We start from the raw sequence: 16769 nt of genomic DNA on the forward strand, positions 1-16769 counted from the left end.
TGAGTATGCTTTTTAAAAAGGATTTTTATGAGGCAGATTGTTTTTACGGTATCAAGTGCTGCAATGTTGATCGCGGTGCTAGTGTCGGGTTGCTCTAACCTGTCACTGCGAACCAATGCGGGTACACTTGCTTTAGGCAACGCTACGATAGCAGGGGTTGATACCTATACCTCTACAGGAATATCCAGGTTCAAAGCGCAGTTTCTTGGCGATGTGACCACTTCATATTGTGAAATTTCATCGAATCCTGAGAAGTTAGATGATCTCCCAAGTACGTCTTCAATGATTAAGTCACTCAAATTACAAGTGACCCAACGAGGCGGTAATGCCATTGTGTTGAAGCAATGCGGCAAAGTTAATTACCCATCTTGTGCTGTTTATTTAGAGTGTAACGGCGAGGCGTATGTCATCGACCGTGGTTTTTAGCGCGATGAGTTTTTAACGTTTATTACAGCCATGCAATAGGCGTTAGTTCAACCTTTACTAAGTGCTCTTTGTTTAACAGGCTAAGTGCGACTATGTCACATTTAGCCTGTTAGATTTCCAGTGTGGTTTATTCGAAGTTGTTGTCAAACTCTGAATCTTCAAATAAGTCGACCGCGGAGGTTGGCGTAACATTTTTGAATTGGCGGGCAAAATGACGCTGGACCCCTTTTAAATCGATGTTGCCAATACCCGAGGAAAAACCAAACCAAGCATAAAGGCCACTAATATCTGCAAACATACGCGGTAAATATTTCGGTTGAGCAATAATGCCTTCTTGGTAGGCCTGATACAGTACCGGAATATCTTCGATGGCGAGTTTACCTAAAAATAGCATTGGGATTAACTCAGGTAATCCGGTGCTAATCGCACTTCGAATAAAGTTAATGTTTTCAACATAACCGCGCACATAAGAAATATCTTTGGTGAAAAAACTACCGCCGCTGACCATGCCACCACGAAACACCCGTTGAGTAACCCGATAGCTGTCTTTTGAGCTTAGATTAAGGTTTCTAAAGTAGCGATAGACCTCAATAAAGTCAGCTCCTTGTTCAGCCATGTCGACGGCGGATACGCGGTCACTGATACGCCGAGCACGTCCAGGATTTGAGCTAAGCGTTAGCATCTCCATTAATACTGCTAAACCTTCTTGCGACGCTGTCACACGTGGCGAGCCGACACTGAGCCAAGTTGCATGGGGTTGAGCGCGACCGTTAAGTGTGGTGCCCACATGAACCCAGCCTTCATGTACCTCATATACATTAAGATCCGACTCACTAAACATGGCGCGAGTGTTCAGCTTTACGGTATCGCCACCCACCGACGCATCAGACACAATACCATCACTCAATTGAACGTGAATCTCGTCGTCGTGAAAATACTTTACTAAGCGTTCGCTCAATACATTTACCGCTTCTGGGGCGGTAACAATCTTAGGATGACGGCTACTCATGTGGCGCGCGGCTGGCAACGAAAAGATATGGCTTAAGCGATCGCCAAGTTGGCGTAAAGTGTGACGATCGCCATGTAACTTGTGGCTCGCACTGCCGTATAGCTCTTGGCTAAGTTTACCAAACATGGGGTTTCCACGATTGTGGAGCATGTCTATCACGATCCGATATTGATCAATGTTTGCCAGTAGAATTTTAGCTAATTTATCGCGTTTACCTAAACCACGCTCAACGGCACTTTTTAAGCCTTGCAGGTCGGTTTGGGTTTGATCTGCATTAAATGCCAGAGGAATAGACTGATAGAAATCATTGCTGACATTGGGCAACGTTTTACTTTGTTTCGCTAAAAAATCATCTTCAATTTGTCTTGGCCATTTTATCGAGTCTAAAATTTTAATGGGTGCTTGGATGCGAATCAATTCATCAGAAAAACGACGAATATCTTGTTGATAACGCAATAAAGAGTCAGACATTGTCTTTTCCTAATCTAGATAAGGTTGTAAGCAGTATTAGCACCCATATTAGCAGATGTTGATCACAAAACGGCAATGATAAAAGACAGCATATTCAGCACTGTTTTAGTGCAATTTATCACTGTATTTCGCCTTTTCTCGCTGATAGTTTTTTTAAGTGTCTGAAAATAATAGTTTATTATTTATGGCATTAAAACTGCTTTGTCTAAAGTAATCATAATTAAAAGGAATATTTATGGCAGCGATGAGCTATTTAAGTGTGATTGAGCGTTATCATGAATATGAAAATTTGGTACACGAATTATTAGAGTCTATTTTGATCGGTGTGGGAGATATTAATTTATTCGAACAACCCATATCGGCTAAAATTTTTGAAGATATGGCAATAAGCTATCCCTTCGTGGATCTTATCTATTTACTTGATAAAAAAGGGATACAAATGTGTCCTAATATCAGCGTCATTAATCAGCAAGTTAAGTTAATGACCTGCGGTCATCATGCTGATCGAAGTCAGCGACCTTATTTTACTCAATTAGCTGCCATCGACACAGTCCATATTACCCGGCCCTATTTATCTAATTCCGGTGCGGGATTGTGTTTGTCGGCATCGCAAATGATTAAATCGACCTCTGGGCAAGTGGTTATTGTGGTTATTGATGTTAACTTAACACGATTGATCGAGTTTATGATGGGTGACAGCGCTAGGCGCAAAATTTCGCCCTTTTTTAAAAGTATTTATACTGCGATTGTACTGTGCCTTTTTGTATTGGTTAGTGTACTCATGTGGACAGTGATCCGTGATATTTACACGTTATTTAGTCAAATATCTGCAACTCATGACCCGCTAGAGCCTTTTGGTATTATCATTTTTCTTACGTTGGCATTAGCGATTTTTGATTTGGGTAAAACCATTTTAGAAGAAGAGGTGCTGATGCATAAAGATATCTTCCGCCACAGCTCCACCCGAAGAACGATTACTCGATTTATTTCAACCATTCTGATTGCGATTTCAATTGAAGCCTTATTGACCATGTTTAAAGCGTCTCTGGGAGAACAACAATATATTGAGCCGGCAATTTTAATGATGTTGGCGGTGGTGGGATTATTGGTGGGCTTGGGTATATATGTGTATTTAGGCGCAAAAGCTGAGTTGTTGCTCACGCAAACACAAGTTGGTAAACATACGCGCAGGATACAGGCTAATAATGAATAAGGTCTTACGAGTGCATTAAGATTGCTACTCACTGACTTAGTTACTCATTTAAATAGACAGGGATAAACGATACGAGCGTTTATCCCTATTTTTTAGAAGAAGTCGTCATCGCCAATTGCTTTACGTAATTGAGCTTGTTCGAGGAAATCTTCTAATCTTCGTTTTACTTGGCGTTTATGTTGTAATGCTTCAGCGGATTTAACGTTTCTAGGCGTTGTCATCGCGTCCATCTCTGTGTCATCAGGCACTCTTTCAGTAAGATTAGCCATAACAAAAACCTCAGGTTGAATAAAAGCGTGGTATTAATTCAATGAGCATTTTCTAACTAAAAAAACGTAAATAGGGAAGTAAAATATTTTTCCTCAATTGGACAGCTATTTTTACCTTTCTCTCTGAGCTTAGCAGTAAATGTATTTCTTGCTAGTAAAATATATAACCTTGTAGGTGCAGTGTATTTATCGCTAAATATTTTTGATGTTGTGATGTGATGTTGTGATGTGATGTTGTGATGTCCTGAGATAATGACTCCAGATCAATACAGATAAAAAAACGCCACCTTTCAAGTAGGTGGCGTCGATATACGCAAAAAAGTGAGTGTGGGAGAGTGTTACTCGTTATAGCGTAAACCCGTACGAGTAGCCTAGAACTACTTTTGCATCATTGTCTGGTAAGTCAGTGTCAGACGCCATAAACGATACTGTACCGATATCGGTTTCAGCACTTAATGTGACGTTGTAATCTGCATAAGTGTCACCGAATAAATCTTCAACCACATCGCCTTGTGAATAACCGTAGTGGAATGCGACGCTGAGTTTTTCTGTTAACGGAAAACTGGCATTGGCTTGAATATAGTTCCAGTCAGTTTCGTCATCTGCACCTGACACACCATTATCAGCATTGATCACTTGAGAATAGCCGACATCTAACCATTTCCAACCTAATACCAGAGAGACTTCACCAAAGTCAATGCTGCCACCGGCATCTGGATAGGCATAATAAAGGTAGCTGATGTCGTAAGTTAGGTCTTCAGTAAAGTTACCACCATAACCGCCGTAAAGATCTAACTCGTAGCTGGTTTCATCACCGAAATCGACATTAGATGCCCAAGTACCAGCATAAAATCCAGAGTCATGAGCATAGTCAATGCCACCTTGAATGGCTGCTTCATTATTGGTTTGCGTGGTGCCACGCCATAAATAGTTTGATGTTGCGCCAATATTGCCAGTGACTTCAGCAAGGGCAGAGCCGCTTAGTAATAAGCCAGTTGATAATGCAATTGCTTGATATAGTGATTTTTTCATCTTCATCCCTTAACGTTTTATTATCACAGAGGCATTTATTTTTATTAAATGAACTCAATGTTGGTTTATCTGAAGATTAAATAGCGAATCGCGTGCCAACTCTGTTTTTTTAAATTAATCATAAACTTATATATTTATGGATCATTTTGTTGCATCTTTGTTGCGGCTTAATGATGCAGGGTTGCACTTTTTTTGTGCAACAATACCTTGAGGTGTAGCTATTTGCTTATGTTGTGTAGGTTCGTTTTTTTCTCGATACGATAGGGTTAAGGATGGGATCTTTTATAGTGTGTAGCTCAGGCTCTCGCAGATAATCAACCTTGGGAAATGAGCAATAAAAAACCTCCATTGAGGAGGCTTCTATCAAAAAAAGTACTACACGTAAAAATTAATTAACGCTGTCTTTTAAGGTTTTGCCAGCTTTAAACTTAGGTACTGTAGCGGCTGCAATTTGAATTTCTTTACCCGTTTGTGGGTTACGGCCAGTACGAGCAGCACGTTGAGTGGTTTCAAAAGAGCCAAAACCAACAATAGAAATCTTGTCACCATTTTTCATCGCTTCAGTAACCGCTTGTTCGAAAGATTTTAGAGCGCGGCCAGCTTCAGCTTTAGTTAACTCAGCATTTTCAGCAATTTTTGCAATTAATTCACTTTTGTTCATATTGATATTCTCTGCTTTCCATAGAAGTGATTTTGTAAAACATTATTAACATGCCACAAGCTATGCTGGTTTAAAAGCACTTTATCCCATAAATTCAGTATCTGTAATAGTTTTAAAGCAAATTATGTTGAAATAATGGCTTTATTTACGCTGTCAGTTACTCATCCAGTAGTTGGTAAAGTATTTTCTTGACTAACTTTGGTTCAAAAGGCTTATCACATAAGGCGTTAACTCCTGCACTAAAGACATTACTTAAGTGAGTTTCATTGGCTTCAGACGATACCATTAGGATCGGGATATGTGATTGATGACTTTGATTGCGGATATATTGGGTTAATGCCAGTCCGTCTACTGAGGGCATGTTGTAGTCGGTTATCACTAAATCATACATATTATCTTGCATTAGGCTGATGGCTTGTTCACCGTCGACCGCTTCGGTGATCAGTTGCATCCCTAAGTTGCCTATGGTGCGTTTGATGACATTGCGCGCCATACGGCTATCGTCGACCACTAACACCCTGATGTTATGCACATCAAAATGGCTTAAATCTAGCTCGTCGTGGCTAAGTAAATCAATGGTTGAATTAAGCGCCGTCGCTAAATGTTCGGCATTAAATGGCTTAGGCAAAATAGCGACAACGCCTGACTGCCTAAATATGTCGAGTTGTTCACGTCGACACTCACTGGAAACGAGCATAAATTGAATGTCATTTAATGCTGGGGTGCTGTTGATGTACTGCAGTAGTTCAGTTGCTTCACCATCGACAAAATGCAGCGCGCTAGCAATTAGGTCGGGTTTATGGCGTTGGATAATCTCTTTGGCTTCGGTAATCGTTGCGGCAGTTTGAATACTGGTCACACCCTCTTGCTGAAGACGAGTAATAATAATTTTGCGTTGAGTCTCTGAAGGTTCAAGTAATAGGATGGATAACTCACTCGGGGATAAACTGGTCATATTTTACGTTCCAAAAATATATTTATTATTATATTTATTATTATTCTAATGTAGCATTTATGGGTAATTTATACCCTCAAAATACTTTAAGGATGACAATCAAACCTGAGTAATATCGTCTTATATTTATGTTTGTATTTACTTTTTAATAAGATAGTCTCGAGTCACATTCGACAGCCCTACCCACCATTGAAATACCACTAGGCTCAACAGTAATAACCATAGAGGGATCAGTGGAATGTTATAACCTTGAAAGACAAGTTTTACGTCATCAGGGGTGATTTGATAGGCAATCACCGCTGTCGTTGTCATGGCGGCAAGCCCGAGTGTTTGTAAGCTGACATAGCTGAGTAACAATATCTTTGTCCATGCCGCACGTTGCACTATACCGATTAACATCGGGATCACGCCCAGTGTTAATAAATCAAATGCTTGAAAGGTTATCGCCCGCCAAATTGCAATAAGGGTGAGTACAACATACAGTGAGATGAGGAGCATGACTCTAATTGGCATACGTGGGGCAGTGTTTTGGTTCATATTAGTCATCGAGTGGGACAATTTGAGGTAGAATATCGCACAAAATAGAGTGATGGGTACATTTAGATGACAGAAACACATTTTTGGGCGCTAGTGACCCGTGATCATGCTGAGCAGTCTTCTGCTGAACTCGAGCTGCGTTTACGCCAACAATTACAAACGTTAGACGATGAAGCGCTCAAATCATTCGATAAAATGTTAGGCCAACAGTTACGTCGTAGTTACTTATGGTCAGTCTGGGGCGCGGCATACATTGTTACTGGTTGCGATTCTGATTATGGCTTTGCTGAATTTAGGTGTTTTGTATTATCACTAGGTCAACAATGGTATGAAAAAATACTGGTTAATCCTGATAGTTTGGGTGAGCTTGAACAGTGGCCTCTAGTGGATCATTATGCCTATCCGTTTGTGGAAGATTATGACCTAATCCCAGGGCAGATTTATGAAGACCGCACGGGTCATGAATTACCGTTTGTCCCTTCAGGACAAAACTCGCCTGTAGGCAAAAAGTTTAGTACCAAACCTAAAGTGATGCGCCAAACCTATCCATTACTGAGTGCACGGTTTCCTTTTTAGTCATATGAGTTCCATGAAACGCTAATTATGGGACTATTAAGTGTTGGTTCAGCTTGAGAGGGCTATAGTTAATGTATAAAGATGATAGTACTTATCGCTAACATTTATGTTAATCATCAAAATGCGTATTGCAGCATGACAAAAAGTTGTTCTAACGGGGTGTAACTATCAAGATCACGGCTTAAATAAGTTGTAATGAAAGCATTTTAAGTCCTTTGGAGGTGTATTATGAATGTAAAATACTTACTGCTTGCTTCGGCATTGATGTGTCCAGTTGCGATGGCAGAAGACGTGCCAGAACCTAATCCGGTTACCGAAGTGGGTGTGGTTAAAATTGAATGGCAAAACCCAAAAGATTTCCGTGATATTAAAACCTCAAATGAACTCCAATCACGATTCGAAACCCGTTTATTTGAAACCTTAACCAAAAATATCAACAAACAAGCGCAAAAAATCTTAAAGCCGGATCAGAAACTTGACATGAAAGTGACTGATTTTGATTTAGCAGGAGATATGCGGCCTACTTTTGGCGCCGCACCAGGTGATTTGCGTATAGTAAAAGATCTTTATCCACCACGCGCAACATTCAGCTACACCATTACCGAGAAGGGTAACGTCGTTATCGCTGGTGATGAAAAAATTACCGACATGAGTTTTATGCACAACACGCGTCGTTTCAATAACAGCCCCTTTCAATATGAAACCACCTTGTTTACCGATTGGTTACAAAAGAGTGTTGCGCCAAAACTATAAACCTTGGCTATTGAGCACTAAGTACGGCAAATATACAGACAAAGGTGGGTTAACATACGTGTTGCCTGTTTTTTATTAAGGCTTGAATTTCATCTTTAGTGGTTTGATGAGACATTGCTGATAGCCAATTAGTTTGGCCATTGATTGTCGTCAATGATGTTAGTAAAAGCATGGCGAGAAAAGTCAAACAAGGAAGGTTGCTCCTGCATGAGGCTCAGCAGGAGCATAAAGATTATTTGGACAGTTTAAACACTTGCAGCGTTTGCAATAAGGTTGCAAGTTTTTTGACAAAGGCTTCGAGTGTTTCTGGTGCCACATGAGTGCTATTTTGCATGGCATCAAATTCTGCTACCAACTCTTGGACATAGGGTAAGAAGCGGTTGCTATTTTCTGTAAAACCTTGATCTTCTGCGAAAATCGCCACAAACTTACCGTGACCGGCCTTTCGTAACTCGTCTAGCCGAGCATCTGAATCAATGGCTTGTCTATAGGCTATTTGCAGGTTTTCTTTTATCTGTAGAAAAACATTTGTGTACGACATAGTTGCCTCATAGTGCATGTGCAAAGAATAACGTTAATTATAAGGAGCTGCTATGCCGGCAACAAGCAAAAGTCCGCTTATTTTCAATATCAGTTTGATTTATCATCGCTTACCGCGAGATTGCTACGCTTTAGCCGCGCTTATGCTGTGGTTCATGTCGGCACCAGCAGCTGCGTTGGATTCTCCGGTATTTTATAAGATTGACTATCAACAACAGCAAGCGTACTTACTGGGCTCAATTCATATTGGCCGCCAAGATTTTTATCCTTTGGCGCAGCATATTGAGTCAGCATTTAGGCAATCGGATGCGCTAGTGGTTGAAGCGGACATCAGCCAAGGGGATACCGGCGCGCTATTGCAGCAATACGGCGGTTTGTCTGCCGATATTGCTGCAGATGTTAATGCTAGCAGAAGTGTTTTTTGCCAAAGTAATCAGACCCTGTGCCAGGCATTATCACCGTATGCACCTTGGCTGCAGTCGGCGCAAATTAGTATGGGCCGTTTTGCTCAGTTAGGTTACAGTCCAGAGCAAGGCGTCGACGCTTATTTTATGGCAAATCGTCATGATAAAGCCTTGGTTGAGCTAGAAAGTATTCAGTTTCAATTTGAATTAATTTCGTCATTTTCAACGGCGACTCAGTTGCAAATGCTCGACGATTCGATTAACGCTAGCGATGGTGAAATGCTTGATTTAATTTATGCTTGGCGACAAGGGGATGACAGTGCGCTGGCGACTATTATGGAATCACAACCAGGCGATGCTGATGAATTACTCGAAAAGTTGCTGTGGCAACGTAATCACACCATGACGCAAAAAATCATCCAGTTGTTACAACATAAAACCCACAAGCAATTATTTATTGTGGTTGGCGCCGGACATATTGTCGGTCAACAAGCCATTCCTGACTTACTAAAACAACAAGGTGCAACGGTCACTCGTTGTAGCTTGTTACAATGCTAATGTCGTTGTCGCGAGGTAATATTTCAACCCCATTAGCTCAAAATAATTAGCTCAAAACAGTTAGCTGAAACAATTAGCTCATGGTGATGCCGCTTGGCCAGTAAAGTGCCGGGAAATAGTGTGTTAGTTAAGTCAATATAGGCCTTAACGACACGCTGATTTAAATGAATTAAGTAATTAGCGGTTTAGCAACACCAAGACTCTAAGGTATAATGATCCACTAACCGTTTTGCAGCACATGCTTTTTGCTGCCAATTAAGGGTACAACATTGTGAGTCACGACTACACTATCGAATTAAAAGCGATGCCTTCGCTTTTGTCTTTGTATCGCAAAATCCTGTTTGGACGTAAACCGGGATGGGACCAACAACCGCTTCCCAATATTTATGTGCAAGCACAGAATGTGGTGTTGTCTCAAGATAAAACTCGCCAATATGCTGCCGTGTGTGGTTTTGAATACGATGGAGTGCTGTTGCCGCCAACGTATTTGTATGTCTGGGCATTTCGTTTACATGCGATGATCTTTACCCATAAAGCAGTTACATTTCCGTTACTTGGAATGATCCACTTAAAAAATAGTATCCGTATATTACGCCCGGTGCGAGTCGATGAAACATTGACAGTACAGTGTGAGCTCACTGCAAGTCGCACTACCGATGCAGGACTTGAGTTTGAGCTGGCGTCAAAGGTGTTTGTCGGTGAAGAGTTGGTATGGCAAGCATTATCAACTTATTTATATCGTATTGAGTCGACAGGGCGCCGCGCTCGCCCCCCAAAAGTCTCTGAGATGGCATGGGAAAACGTACAGCAATGGCGGTTAACTGATGACTTAGGTCGTCGTTATGCTAAAGCTTCTGGCGATTATAACTTAATCCATTTACACCCTTTGTTGTCAAAACGCTTTGGTTTTGAGCGAGTGTTGGCCCATGGTATGTGGTCTAAAGCGCGTGCGTTATCTCAGTTAATGACCTTTATTGGCGAGAGACCTTTTCAGGTTGATGTTGAATTTAAATTGCCGGTGTTTATGCCGTCGGATGTAACGTTTGCATTTGAAAGTATTGAGAACGGTAAACGTTTTGAAATGCGTGACGTTAAAGGTCGTCGATCGCATTTGCAGGGTAAAGTCACCTATTTATAAGCTGATAAACCTCAAATAGAGGGGATTAAGCGTAAGTGGTTATCAAATAACGATGATAAAAAAGCTCAGGTTAATTCCTGAGCTTTTTTTATGGCAGACTTAAGGTACCGAGTGGCCCATTGCCGCTTGCCAAATACTAAACCATTGTTGGCGGTCTAGCTGAATGTTAGCTGAATTTACCGCGCTGGTTATACGTTCTAGATTGCCACTGCCGATAATGGGGGCAGGGCGACTCGGATGCATACGAACCCAGGCGTAAATGACTTGGCTAATGTCTTGTGCGCCAACTTGCTGAGCAATATCGCGCAAAGTATTGCGAATTCGAAGTGCTTGAGGCGTGTTTGCTGAAAAGATCTCCCCACCGCCCAAGCAAGACCATGCCATTGGGGTTATGCGGTGTTGTTGACACTGATCAAGTACCCCATCATGCAAGCTTTGCATGGTTAAAGGCGATATTTCTACCTGATTGGTAATCAACGGAGCGTTGAGGCGTGATTGCAATAAATCAAATTGGCTGGTGGTAAAGTTAGACACACCAAAATGACTGACTTTACCTTGCGTATGCAATTGCTCAAAAGCTGCTGCAATCTCGTCTGCATTCATCAATGGATCAGGGCGATGGATGAGTAATACATCTAAGTGATCGGTTGTTAACTCGGTGAGTGAATTTTCTACACTTTTAATGATATGCGCTTTACTGGTGTCGTAATGATTAACATAACGGCCATCATAACCATCAAACGCTGGCTTAATACCGCACTTACTGATCAGCTGCATTTGCTGACGTAATGATGGTTTTAGGGTTAAAGCTTCACCAAACAGCGTTTCACATTGGTATATGCCGTATATATCGGCATGGTCCATACAGGTTACACCAAGCTCAAGATAATGTTCAATTAAGGCAAGTCGTTGCTGTGGTGACATATTCCAAGCATCAATACGCCAAAATCCGCCAATGAAATCTGAAAAGGTAAAGGTAGGTTGGCTCATAGTTTACTGTTTAACCTCAGCTCGGGATAATAAACGCTTATCAAACCGTTCTTTGCCCTGCTATCTGCGTTGCATTGACTTGCAATAGTCCGCTATTGGCGCAGTGACTAATACGTGTGGGCGCCTTGTTAGCAAAACAAATGGCAAGTTTGATGTGAAATGGATGAACTACGCTGATTTCTAACTATTTACCTCATCTCTTAACCTGAGTTGAGGCTATTTAATCATTGTTGAATCGCACTATAACAAAATGTATGACTAAATCAGACTGCATATGGATCTTGCTGATTTAGCCATAATTAACTTGGCAGCGAGTTACTTTTGATAAATATGCACATCGCGTTGTGGGAAGGGAATGCTAATACCTTCGGCATCAAAGCGTATTTTTACTTCGCGAGTGATGTCCCAGTAAACTTCCCAGTAATCATCGGGGGTGACCCAAGGCCTTACAATAAAGTCGACTGACGATTCGCCCAATGTGTGTAGTTTAACCATCGGTTCTGGATGCGCTTGTACTTTTGGATGTTGCTCGACAATACTTTTTAAAATGGTTTCAGCATGCTCAACATTGTCGCTGTAACTAATGCCAAAAGTCATGTCGACCCTGCGTTGATGCTCGGCGGTAATATTATTGATGGTGTCGCCCCAGATTTTATTATTAGGCACAATAAGCCGTTGATTATCTAATGTTTTAATTGTGGTTGATACTAAGCTCATGTGGCTGACGCGACCTGTGACATTAGCGGCATTGATTAAGTCACCAACATCAAATGGGCGATAAATTAAGATCATCATGCCAGAGGCGAAGTTTGACAATGTGTCTTGCAGTGCAAACCCGATAATCACCCCCGCAATACCAAAACCAGCGAGCAAGGGCCCAAGCTCAAACCCAAGCTGTGATAAGGCAATTAACAACCCTACAGCAAACACCACTTTACTGGACAGCGAGATAAAGAACTCTTGCAGCAATTGACTAAACTGTAATTTAGATGCTCGCACCGTTTTAGCGATAATTTTGGTGACAATTTTGGCCACTAGACTGGCCACAAATAGAATGAATAGAAAAACTACAATTTTAAACGTTAAACTGGGGCCATTATTAATCGTTTGATCTTTTATCACTTTAGCCCAACCTTGTAGCAAGTTAGATGCGACGCTAAAATTCAATACATCCTGGGTAATATCACCTGACACGCTAAACAATGTTTGTTTAAATTGCGCCACATCTTGGCCTAATGTTTCCAGTATTGCCGCTGAAACCGCTAAGGTAGAGCTGCTGTGCTCCAAGCGCTCTTTTAACGCCATCACATTGGCCTTTTGTTCGGGCGTAATGTCGACTCCAGCACTTGATGCTTCGGCAACGGATTTTTGTAATTTATGTTGAGTGTAATGCACCAAACTGTCGAATTGGTCGGCCCGTTCGAGCATAAATTCAGTCAATTTCTGCAGTTGAATACTGACATCCATATCCAGCGTTTCTGCCCATTGCAGTGTGGTTAGTTGCGCCTTAAGGTAATGGTCGCGTTCAAATTCACGTTGTGAAATAGCTAAGATAATTTTACTGTCATCTTCTTGGCTCACGCCAAGACGCATAGCCATAATTTGGTCGTCTAAGTAAGTCTCGACTTTCTCTAAAAAGGCCATTTGGCTTTGCACTAAGGCTACTAGGTATTGTTGGTCTGCGTCTGGTGCAGCAATTAACTGACCAATTTTGTCGTGTAATTCAGATGATTTATCGTTAATACGATACTCAGTAAATGCACGCTGTTCACCTTTTGTCTGCAGCAATAATAGGCTTTCTTGCTCGATAGTTTGTTGTAAGCGGCTTATTTTATCTTGAGTATTGGTTAGCTGACTCACGGCGACAATTGGAACCACGACGTCTTGTTCAGCACGAAGAGATGGCGACGTAAACATTGCCAAGGTGAATAATAACGAAAGTAAAATCCGTAGCATATAAGGTCGTCCTTTGACGCTGAGTTTTGCATATAATAGTCGAAAATTCCTGTTGGAGCCAAGTACAGTAATGGGTCGGTTAATTTGTTATACTTGCCGCCATTATTGAACCGAGGGAATTCTCATGTCGCTGCAATGTGCTCATTGCTATAAATCTTTTTCAATTGCGAAAGTGACTGGCAGTCGCGGCAAAGGTTTGTCGGTAGAAGTGCAATGTCCGCACTGTTTGGCTTGGCTTGGGCATAATAAATTACTGGCAATTGCCAAAATAGTGGGGTTTTATGGTGGCGTAATCTCAGCCGCAGTAGGTTATTTTGTTGAGGGTGTTGGATTTATCACCACGCCATTGATTATTTTGGCCGTTATCATGGTTGGTATCTCGCACGTTATGGACCATTTACTGCTGATTGAAGCCCCTGAAAATGATCCAAATCTAGCGCCTACTGTTAAATAAAAGCGTTATTTAACCTCAATAACTTGGCTTTCGAGTGATGCTTCAACGTAGTAAATCCCGCCTAGCACGACCGTTGCAACAATAAGCATCACTAAAATAACCCCGATGTTTTGACGAATAAATTGTGGCATGGTGTTTGTCCTGTAATGGTGATGTTTTACACATGCTTTATGGTATGAGTAATAGCTTAAGCATATCTTAAAAATAACGCTTTAGTTACTCATTATAGTCGTTAATGTTATATGTTAATTATGACCATAGTGAATATGTCACATGAATTGTCACAATCTAAAGGTTGCTTTTCGGCGACGGTCTTTTACACTTGGGCTCACTTTTATTAACCTGATGGAGTTGTGCTGGTGAGTTCCCGCATCAAAATAAGACGAACTATCGCAATCTGGCTTAGTGCCATCTTGATTGTGTTGTCTATTGCGGCGTCTGCGCACTCAGTAAAACATCTCGATGACGGCGTACAAAATCATTGTACTTTGTGTTTTCATCAGCATCAGCTTAATAAAACGCTTCACTCTTCTCCTTTTGTGTTTGCCATTATTAAGCAAACGTTCGAGCGTCAGCAATATACGCTGCCTTTTTTATTCAGTGTATTCCAATCTTACTACCACAGCCGTGCCCCTCCCGCATCTCGTTAGTCCAACATTGTAATTAATTAATTTCCGTTATCTGCTGGTTTATTTTAAACCCAGGTAGGCGGCTACTTGTTGTATTTTGGAGATATTATGTCTGCGTTAAACACACGTGTTTCGTTACTGGCACTGGCTTGTGCTGTGAGTTCTTATTCTGCAATGGCAGAAAATTCTAGTCTAACTAATCCTAGTATTAGTGCGGTACTCGATGGTTATTATCAAACCGGCGATCGACCATTGGCTGAACGTGCCGAAGGTTTTGGTTTAGGCGAAACTGAATTGGCCTTAAGCGCCAATATTGATGAGATGTTTTACGGTAAAGTAACTGCAGTGGTTGAGTCTCATGATGGCGAAACAGAGCTCAATTTAGAAGAAGCCTTTATCCAAACGTTAGCTATGCCATACGGTTTATCGGTTCGTGCGGGTCGTTTCTTATCGGATATTGGTTACTTAAATAACCAACATTTACATACAGATGCATTTTCGGAACGTCCTGCCGCATATCGTGCATTTTTAGGTGGTCATTATTTTGATGATGGTATTCGTTTAAACTATGTTGCCCCAACGGATCTTTACTGGACCATGGGTGTTGAAGCATTTAAAGGTGAAAGCCTACGCGCTACAGATGAACACGGTGAGCGTGATTTTGATGATGTTGGCGTTTATACCGCCTTAACCAAGATCGGTGGCGATATCGGCATTGAAAGTTCTTGGCTGCTAGGCTTGAGTTACCTTCGCAATCAAAATGGTCAAGCTTATGCAGAGGATGAGCATGAAGATGCCGTGGTTGATGAAGAAGGACACACTGAACATAGCCATAGTGCGTCATATACAGGTGAAAACACCTATATTGCAGACTTTGTCTATAAGTGGGCACCCAATGGCAATTACAAGTACCAAAATTTAACCTTGAGTGGTGAATATTTTAGAGTGACTGATATTTTTGCTGCAGAGCCAGGGCATATCCTTGATGCTGATGATGAGGAGATAAATTCTGATGATTACCATCAAGGTTGGTATGTAAGCAGTGTGTATCAATTCTCGCCAAGTTGGTCTGCTGGTGTTCGTTATGGCCAAATTGATACTTATGAGAATCACGAAGATCACCTAGAACCACAGAAATTAAAAGAGTCTGAAGTGAGCCTTGCTTGGCATAGTAGTCATTTTTCTACCGTGCGCTTGCAATACACTCATCAGACTGGGACCAATTTCGATGGTTTTGAAGATGATAATATCCTTACTCTACAATATGTTATGTCATTAGGAGCTCACGGTGCGCATCAATTCTAAATTGCTTTTAGCAGTGACTTCAATGTCGTTGCTGTTTACCGCGACAGCCAAAGCGGAACTTAACGTGTTTGCTTGTGAACCTGAATATGCAGCATTAGCGCAAACCTTAGCACCTGATGCGAGAGTCTATTCGGCGACCACAGCGATGCAAGACCCACATCAAGTGCAAGCACGACCTAGCTTGATTGCCAAAATGCGCCAAGCTGATTTGGTCGTCTGTGCTGGGGCTGATTTAGAAATCGGTTGGTTGCCTATGCTACAAATGAAGTCTGCTAATCCGAAGGTTAACTCAACGGATAAAGGACTGTTTTTTGCGGCCGACCAAATTGATACCCTTGATAAGTTAGCCAGCGTTGATCGTTCAATGGGCGATGTGCATGCAAAGGGCAATCCCCATTTGCATTTAGATCCCGAGCGGATGTTGACGGTTGCACAAGCGCTGAGTGCTAAGCTCGCTGAAGTCGATCCTGATAATGCCAGTCGTTATACCCAGTCATTGAGCGACTTTAGTCAACGTTGGCAAGCTAAAATACCCCAATGGCAACAGCAAGCTAAAAACTTAGCCGGTAAAAAGGTCATTGCGTACCATTCTAGCTTTCGTTATCTATTTAATTGGATCGGCATTGAACAAGTGGCCGACCTTGAACCTAAACCCGGTTTAGCGCCGACCAGCAGTCATTTAGCTAAATTACTCACCCGCGCTGAAAAAGGTGATGTGATGGCAGTGATCGTGGCGTCATACCAAGATGAGCGGGGGGCTAAATGGTTAGGTGAACGTGCCAATCTGCCGGTCTTGGTGTTGCCTATTTCTGTGGGGGGCAACGATCAAAGTACCGACTTAATTAGCCTCTATGACAGCTTGCTTACATTATTGAATGGAGTGAAATAACACT

Annotated in this window: 20 protein-coding genes; 10 read left to right on the forward strand and 10 right to left on the reverse strand. The window is 41.7% G+C overall.

Annotated features, from left to right (window positions below; translation table 11 throughout):
• The first annotated feature begins 27 nt into the window (after positions 1-27).
• On the forward strand, positions 28-426 hold the full coding sequence (locus tag AAEZ02_RS02020) for a hypothetical protein (protein WP_101033987.1): 399 nt from the start codon (positions 28-30) through the stop codon (positions 424-426).
• Positions 427-553: 127 nt separating this feature from the next.
• On the opposite strand, the gene AAEZ02_RS02025 is transcribed toward AAEZ02_RS02020, so the two are convergent.
• A complete protein-coding gene (locus AAEZ02_RS02025; RefSeq protein WP_101033988.1) occupies positions 554-1906 on the reverse strand; it encodes a flavohemoglobin expression-modulating QEGLA motif protein in 1353 nt (450 codons plus the stop codon).
• Between the two features lie 235 nt (positions 1907-2141).
• Here AAEZ02_RS02025 and AAEZ02_RS02030 point away from each other — a divergent pair, with 235 nt between their 5' ends.
• Entirely contained in the window at positions 2142-3119 is a 978-nt protein-coding gene (locus AAEZ02_RS02030) for a PDC sensor domain-containing protein (protein WP_351079180.1), read from the forward strand.
• A 92-nt stretch (positions 3120-3211) separates the two neighbouring features.
• Here the strand turns inward: AAEZ02_RS02030 and AAEZ02_RS02035 are convergent, their stop codons facing one another.
• From AAEZ02_RS02035 to AAEZ02_RS02055, 5 genes are all read right to left on the reverse strand, one after another.
• On the reverse strand, positions 3212-3388 hold the full coding sequence (locus AAEZ02_RS02035) for a PA3496 family putative envelope integrity protein (protein ID WP_164839435.1): 177 nt from the start codon (positions 3386-3388) through the stop codon (positions 3212-3214).
• A 345-nt stretch (positions 3389-3733) separates the two neighbouring features.
• A complete protein-coding gene (locus tag AAEZ02_RS02040; RefSeq protein WP_101033990.1) occupies positions 3734-4420 on the reverse strand; it encodes a TorF family putative porin in 687 nt (228 codons plus the stop codon).
• 388 nt (positions 4421-4808) lie between these two features.
• Positions 4809-5081, reverse strand: a complete 273-nt coding sequence (locus AAEZ02_RS02045) for an HU family DNA-binding protein (RefSeq protein ID WP_101033991.1) — start codon at positions 5079-5081, stop codon at positions 4809-4811.
• A 157-nt stretch (positions 5082-5238) separates the two neighbouring features.
• The gene (locus AAEZ02_RS02050) at positions 5239-6036 is read right to left on the reverse strand and encodes a response regulator (RefSeq protein ID WP_101033992.1); all 798 of its coding nucleotides are present in this window, start codon (positions 6034-6036) and stop codon (positions 5239-5241) included.
• A gap of 138 nt (positions 6037-6174) precedes the next feature.
• Complete coding sequence (locus AAEZ02_RS02055) at positions 6175-6573, reverse strand: hypothetical protein (RefSeq protein ID WP_232772135.1); 399 nt, start codon at positions 6571-6573, stop codon at positions 6175-6177.
• 66 nt (positions 6574-6639) lie between these two features.
• On the opposite strand from AAEZ02_RS02055, the gene AAEZ02_RS02060 reads away from it, so the two are divergent.
• Positions 6640-7149: a DUF4240 domain-containing protein gene (locus tag AAEZ02_RS02060; RefSeq protein ID WP_124012550.1), complete on the forward strand. Its 510-nt coding sequence runs from the start codon at positions 6640-6642 to the stop codon at positions 7147-7149.
• Between the two features lie 228 nt (positions 7150-7377).
• Positions 7378-7902 carry a DUF3016 domain-containing protein gene (locus AAEZ02_RS02065; protein ID WP_351079186.1) on the forward strand — a complete coding sequence of 175 codons (525 nt, stop codon included), beginning with the start codon at positions 7378-7380 and terminating at the stop codon, positions 7900-7902.
• 232 nt (positions 7903-8134) lie between these two features.
• Here AAEZ02_RS02065 and AAEZ02_RS02070 read toward each other — a convergent pair whose 3' ends face one another.
• Complete coding sequence (locus AAEZ02_RS02070; protein WP_351079189.1) at positions 8135-8443, reverse strand: prephenate dehydrogenase; 309 nt, start codon at positions 8441-8443, stop codon at positions 8135-8137.
• A gap of 52 nt (positions 8444-8495) precedes the next feature.
• On the opposite strand from AAEZ02_RS02070, the gene AAEZ02_RS02075 reads away from it, so the two are divergent.
• Positions 8496-9404, forward strand: coding sequence for a TraB/GumN family protein (locus AAEZ02_RS02075; protein WP_124012548.1), 909 nt, complete (start codon positions 8496-8498; stop codon positions 9402-9404).
• Positions 9405-9708: 304 nt separating this feature from the next.
• Entirely contained in the window at positions 9709-10542 is an 834-nt protein-coding gene (locus AAEZ02_RS02080) for a MaoC family dehydratase (RefSeq protein WP_198554835.1), read from the forward strand.
• Positions 10543-10641: 99 nt separating this feature from the next.
• Here the strand turns inward: AAEZ02_RS02080 and AAEZ02_RS02085 are convergent, their stop codons facing one another.
• Positions 10642-11532: an aldo/keto reductase gene (locus tag AAEZ02_RS02085; protein ID WP_124012547.1), complete on the reverse strand. Its 891-nt coding sequence runs from the start codon at positions 11530-11532 to the stop codon at positions 10642-10644.
• Positions 11533-11847: 315 nt separating this feature from the next.
• Positions 11848-13488 (reverse strand): mechanosensitive ion channel family protein, encoded by a 1641-nt coding sequence (locus AAEZ02_RS02090; protein ID WP_124012546.1) that lies wholly within the window; start codon positions 13486-13488, stop codon positions 11848-11850.
• Between the two features lie 124 nt (positions 13489-13612).
• Here AAEZ02_RS02090 and AAEZ02_RS02095 point away from each other — a divergent pair, with 124 nt between their 5' ends.
• Positions 13613-13942, forward strand: coding sequence for a hypothetical protein (locus AAEZ02_RS02095; protein WP_198554782.1), 330 nt, complete (start codon positions 13613-13615; stop codon positions 13940-13942).
• A 5-nt stretch (positions 13943-13947) separates the two neighbouring features.
• Here AAEZ02_RS02095 and AAEZ02_RS02100 read toward each other — a convergent pair whose 3' ends face one another.
• Entirely contained in the window at positions 13948-14073 is a 126-nt protein-coding gene (locus tag AAEZ02_RS02100; RefSeq protein WP_267898634.1) for a hypothetical protein, read from the reverse strand.
• Between the two features lie 228 nt (positions 14074-14301).
• Between AAEZ02_RS02100 and AAEZ02_RS02105 the strand changes: the two genes are divergently transcribed.
• The 3 genes from AAEZ02_RS02105 to AAEZ02_RS02115 all read left to right on the forward strand — a co-directional run bounded on the left by AAEZ02_RS02105 (position 14302) and on the right by AAEZ02_RS02115 (position 16765).
• Positions 14302-14592 (forward strand): ABC-type zinc uptake system zinc chaperone, encoded by a 291-nt coding sequence (locus tag AAEZ02_RS02105; protein ID WP_124012545.1) that lies wholly within the window; start codon positions 14302-14304, stop codon positions 14590-14592.
• A gap of 87 nt (positions 14593-14679) precedes the next feature.
• Positions 14680-15876 (forward strand): porin family protein, encoded by a 1197-nt coding sequence (locus tag AAEZ02_RS02110; protein WP_124012544.1) that lies wholly within the window; start codon positions 14680-14682, stop codon positions 15874-15876.
• A complete protein-coding gene (locus AAEZ02_RS02115; protein ID WP_164839436.1) occupies positions 15860-16765 on the forward strand; it encodes a metal ABC transporter solute-binding protein, Zn/Mn family in 906 nt (301 codons plus the stop codon). Before AAEZ02_RS02110 ends, AAEZ02_RS02115 begins: the two co-directional genes overlap by 17 nt.
• Positions 16766-16769: the final 4 nt, after the last annotated feature.

Source organism: Shewanella sp. T24-MNA-CIBAN-0130 (assembly GCF_040310185.1).
In the GTDB taxonomy this organism is placed as follows: domain Bacteria; phylum Pseudomonadota; class Gammaproteobacteria; order Enterobacterales; family Shewanellaceae; genus Shewanella; species Shewanella psychromarinicola.

Excerpts from the sequence above, each read along its gene's own strand:
- AAEZ02_RS02045 (WP_101033991.1), bottom strand. The coding sequence starts at position 5,081 with ATGAACAAAAGTGAATTAATTGCAAAAATTGCTGAAAATGCTGAGTTA.
- AAEZ02_RS02060 (WP_124012550.1), top strand. The coding sequence starts at position 6,640 with ATGACAGAAACACATTTTTGGGCGCTAGTGACCCGTGATCATGCTGAG.
- AAEZ02_RS02050 (WP_101033992.1), bottom strand. The coding sequence starts at position 6,036 with ATGACCAGTTTATCCCCGAGTGAGTTATCCATCCTATTACTTGAACCT.
- AAEZ02_RS02020 (WP_101033987.1), top strand. The coding sequence starts at position 28 with ATGAGGCAGATTGTTTTTACGGTATCAAGTGCTGCAATGTTGATCGCG.
- AAEZ02_RS02030 (WP_351079180.1), top strand. The coding sequence starts at position 2,142 with ATGGCAGCGATGAGCTATTTAAGTGTGATTGAGCGTTATCATGAATAT.
- AAEZ02_RS02100 (WP_267898634.1), bottom strand. The coding sequence starts at position 14,073 with ATGCCACAATTTATTCGTCAAAACATCGGGGTTATTTTAGTGATGCTT.
- AAEZ02_RS02075 (WP_124012548.1), top strand. The coding sequence starts at position 8,496 with ATGCCGGCAACAAGCAAAAGTCCGCTTATTTTCAATATCAGTTTGATT.
- AAEZ02_RS02090 (WP_124012546.1), bottom strand. The coding sequence starts at position 13,488 with ATGCTACGGATTTTACTTTCGTTATTATTCACCTTGGCAATGTTTACG.
- AAEZ02_RS02040 (WP_101033990.1), bottom strand. The coding sequence starts at position 4,420 with ATGAAAAAATCACTATATCAAGCAATTGCATTATCAACTGGCTTATTA.
- AAEZ02_RS02085 (WP_124012547.1), bottom strand. The coding sequence starts at position 11,532 with ATGAGCCAACCTACCTTTACCTTTTCAGATTTCATTGGCGGATTTTGG.
- AAEZ02_RS02025 (WP_101033988.1), bottom strand. The coding sequence starts at position 1,906 with ATGTCTGACTCTTTATTGCGTTATCAACAAGATATTCGTCGTTTTTCT.
- AAEZ02_RS02095 (WP_198554782.1), top strand. The coding sequence starts at position 13,613 with ATGTCGCTGCAATGTGCTCATTGCTATAAATCTTTTTCAATTGCGAAA.
- AAEZ02_RS02055 (WP_232772135.1), bottom strand. The coding sequence starts at position 6,573 with ATGAACCAAAACACTGCCCCACGTATGCCAATTAGAGTCATGCTCCTC.
- AAEZ02_RS02035 (WP_164839435.1), bottom strand. The coding sequence starts at position 3,388 with ATGGCTAATCTTACTGAAAGAGTGCCTGATGACACAGAGATGGACGCG.
- AAEZ02_RS02080 (WP_198554835.1), top strand. The coding sequence starts at position 9,709 with ATGCCTTCGCTTTTGTCTTTGTATCGCAAAATCCTGTTTGGACGTAAA.
- AAEZ02_RS02070 (WP_351079189.1), bottom strand. The coding sequence starts at position 8,443 with ATGTCGTACACAAATGTTTTTCTACAGATAAAAGAAAACCTGCAAATA.
- AAEZ02_RS02065 (WP_351079186.1), top strand. The coding sequence starts at position 7,378 with ATGAATGTAAAATACTTACTGCTTGCTTCGGCATTGATGTGTCCAGTT.
- AAEZ02_RS02110 (WP_124012544.1), top strand. The coding sequence starts at position 14,680 with ATGTCTGCGTTAAACACACGTGTTTCGTTACTGGCACTGGCTTGTGCT.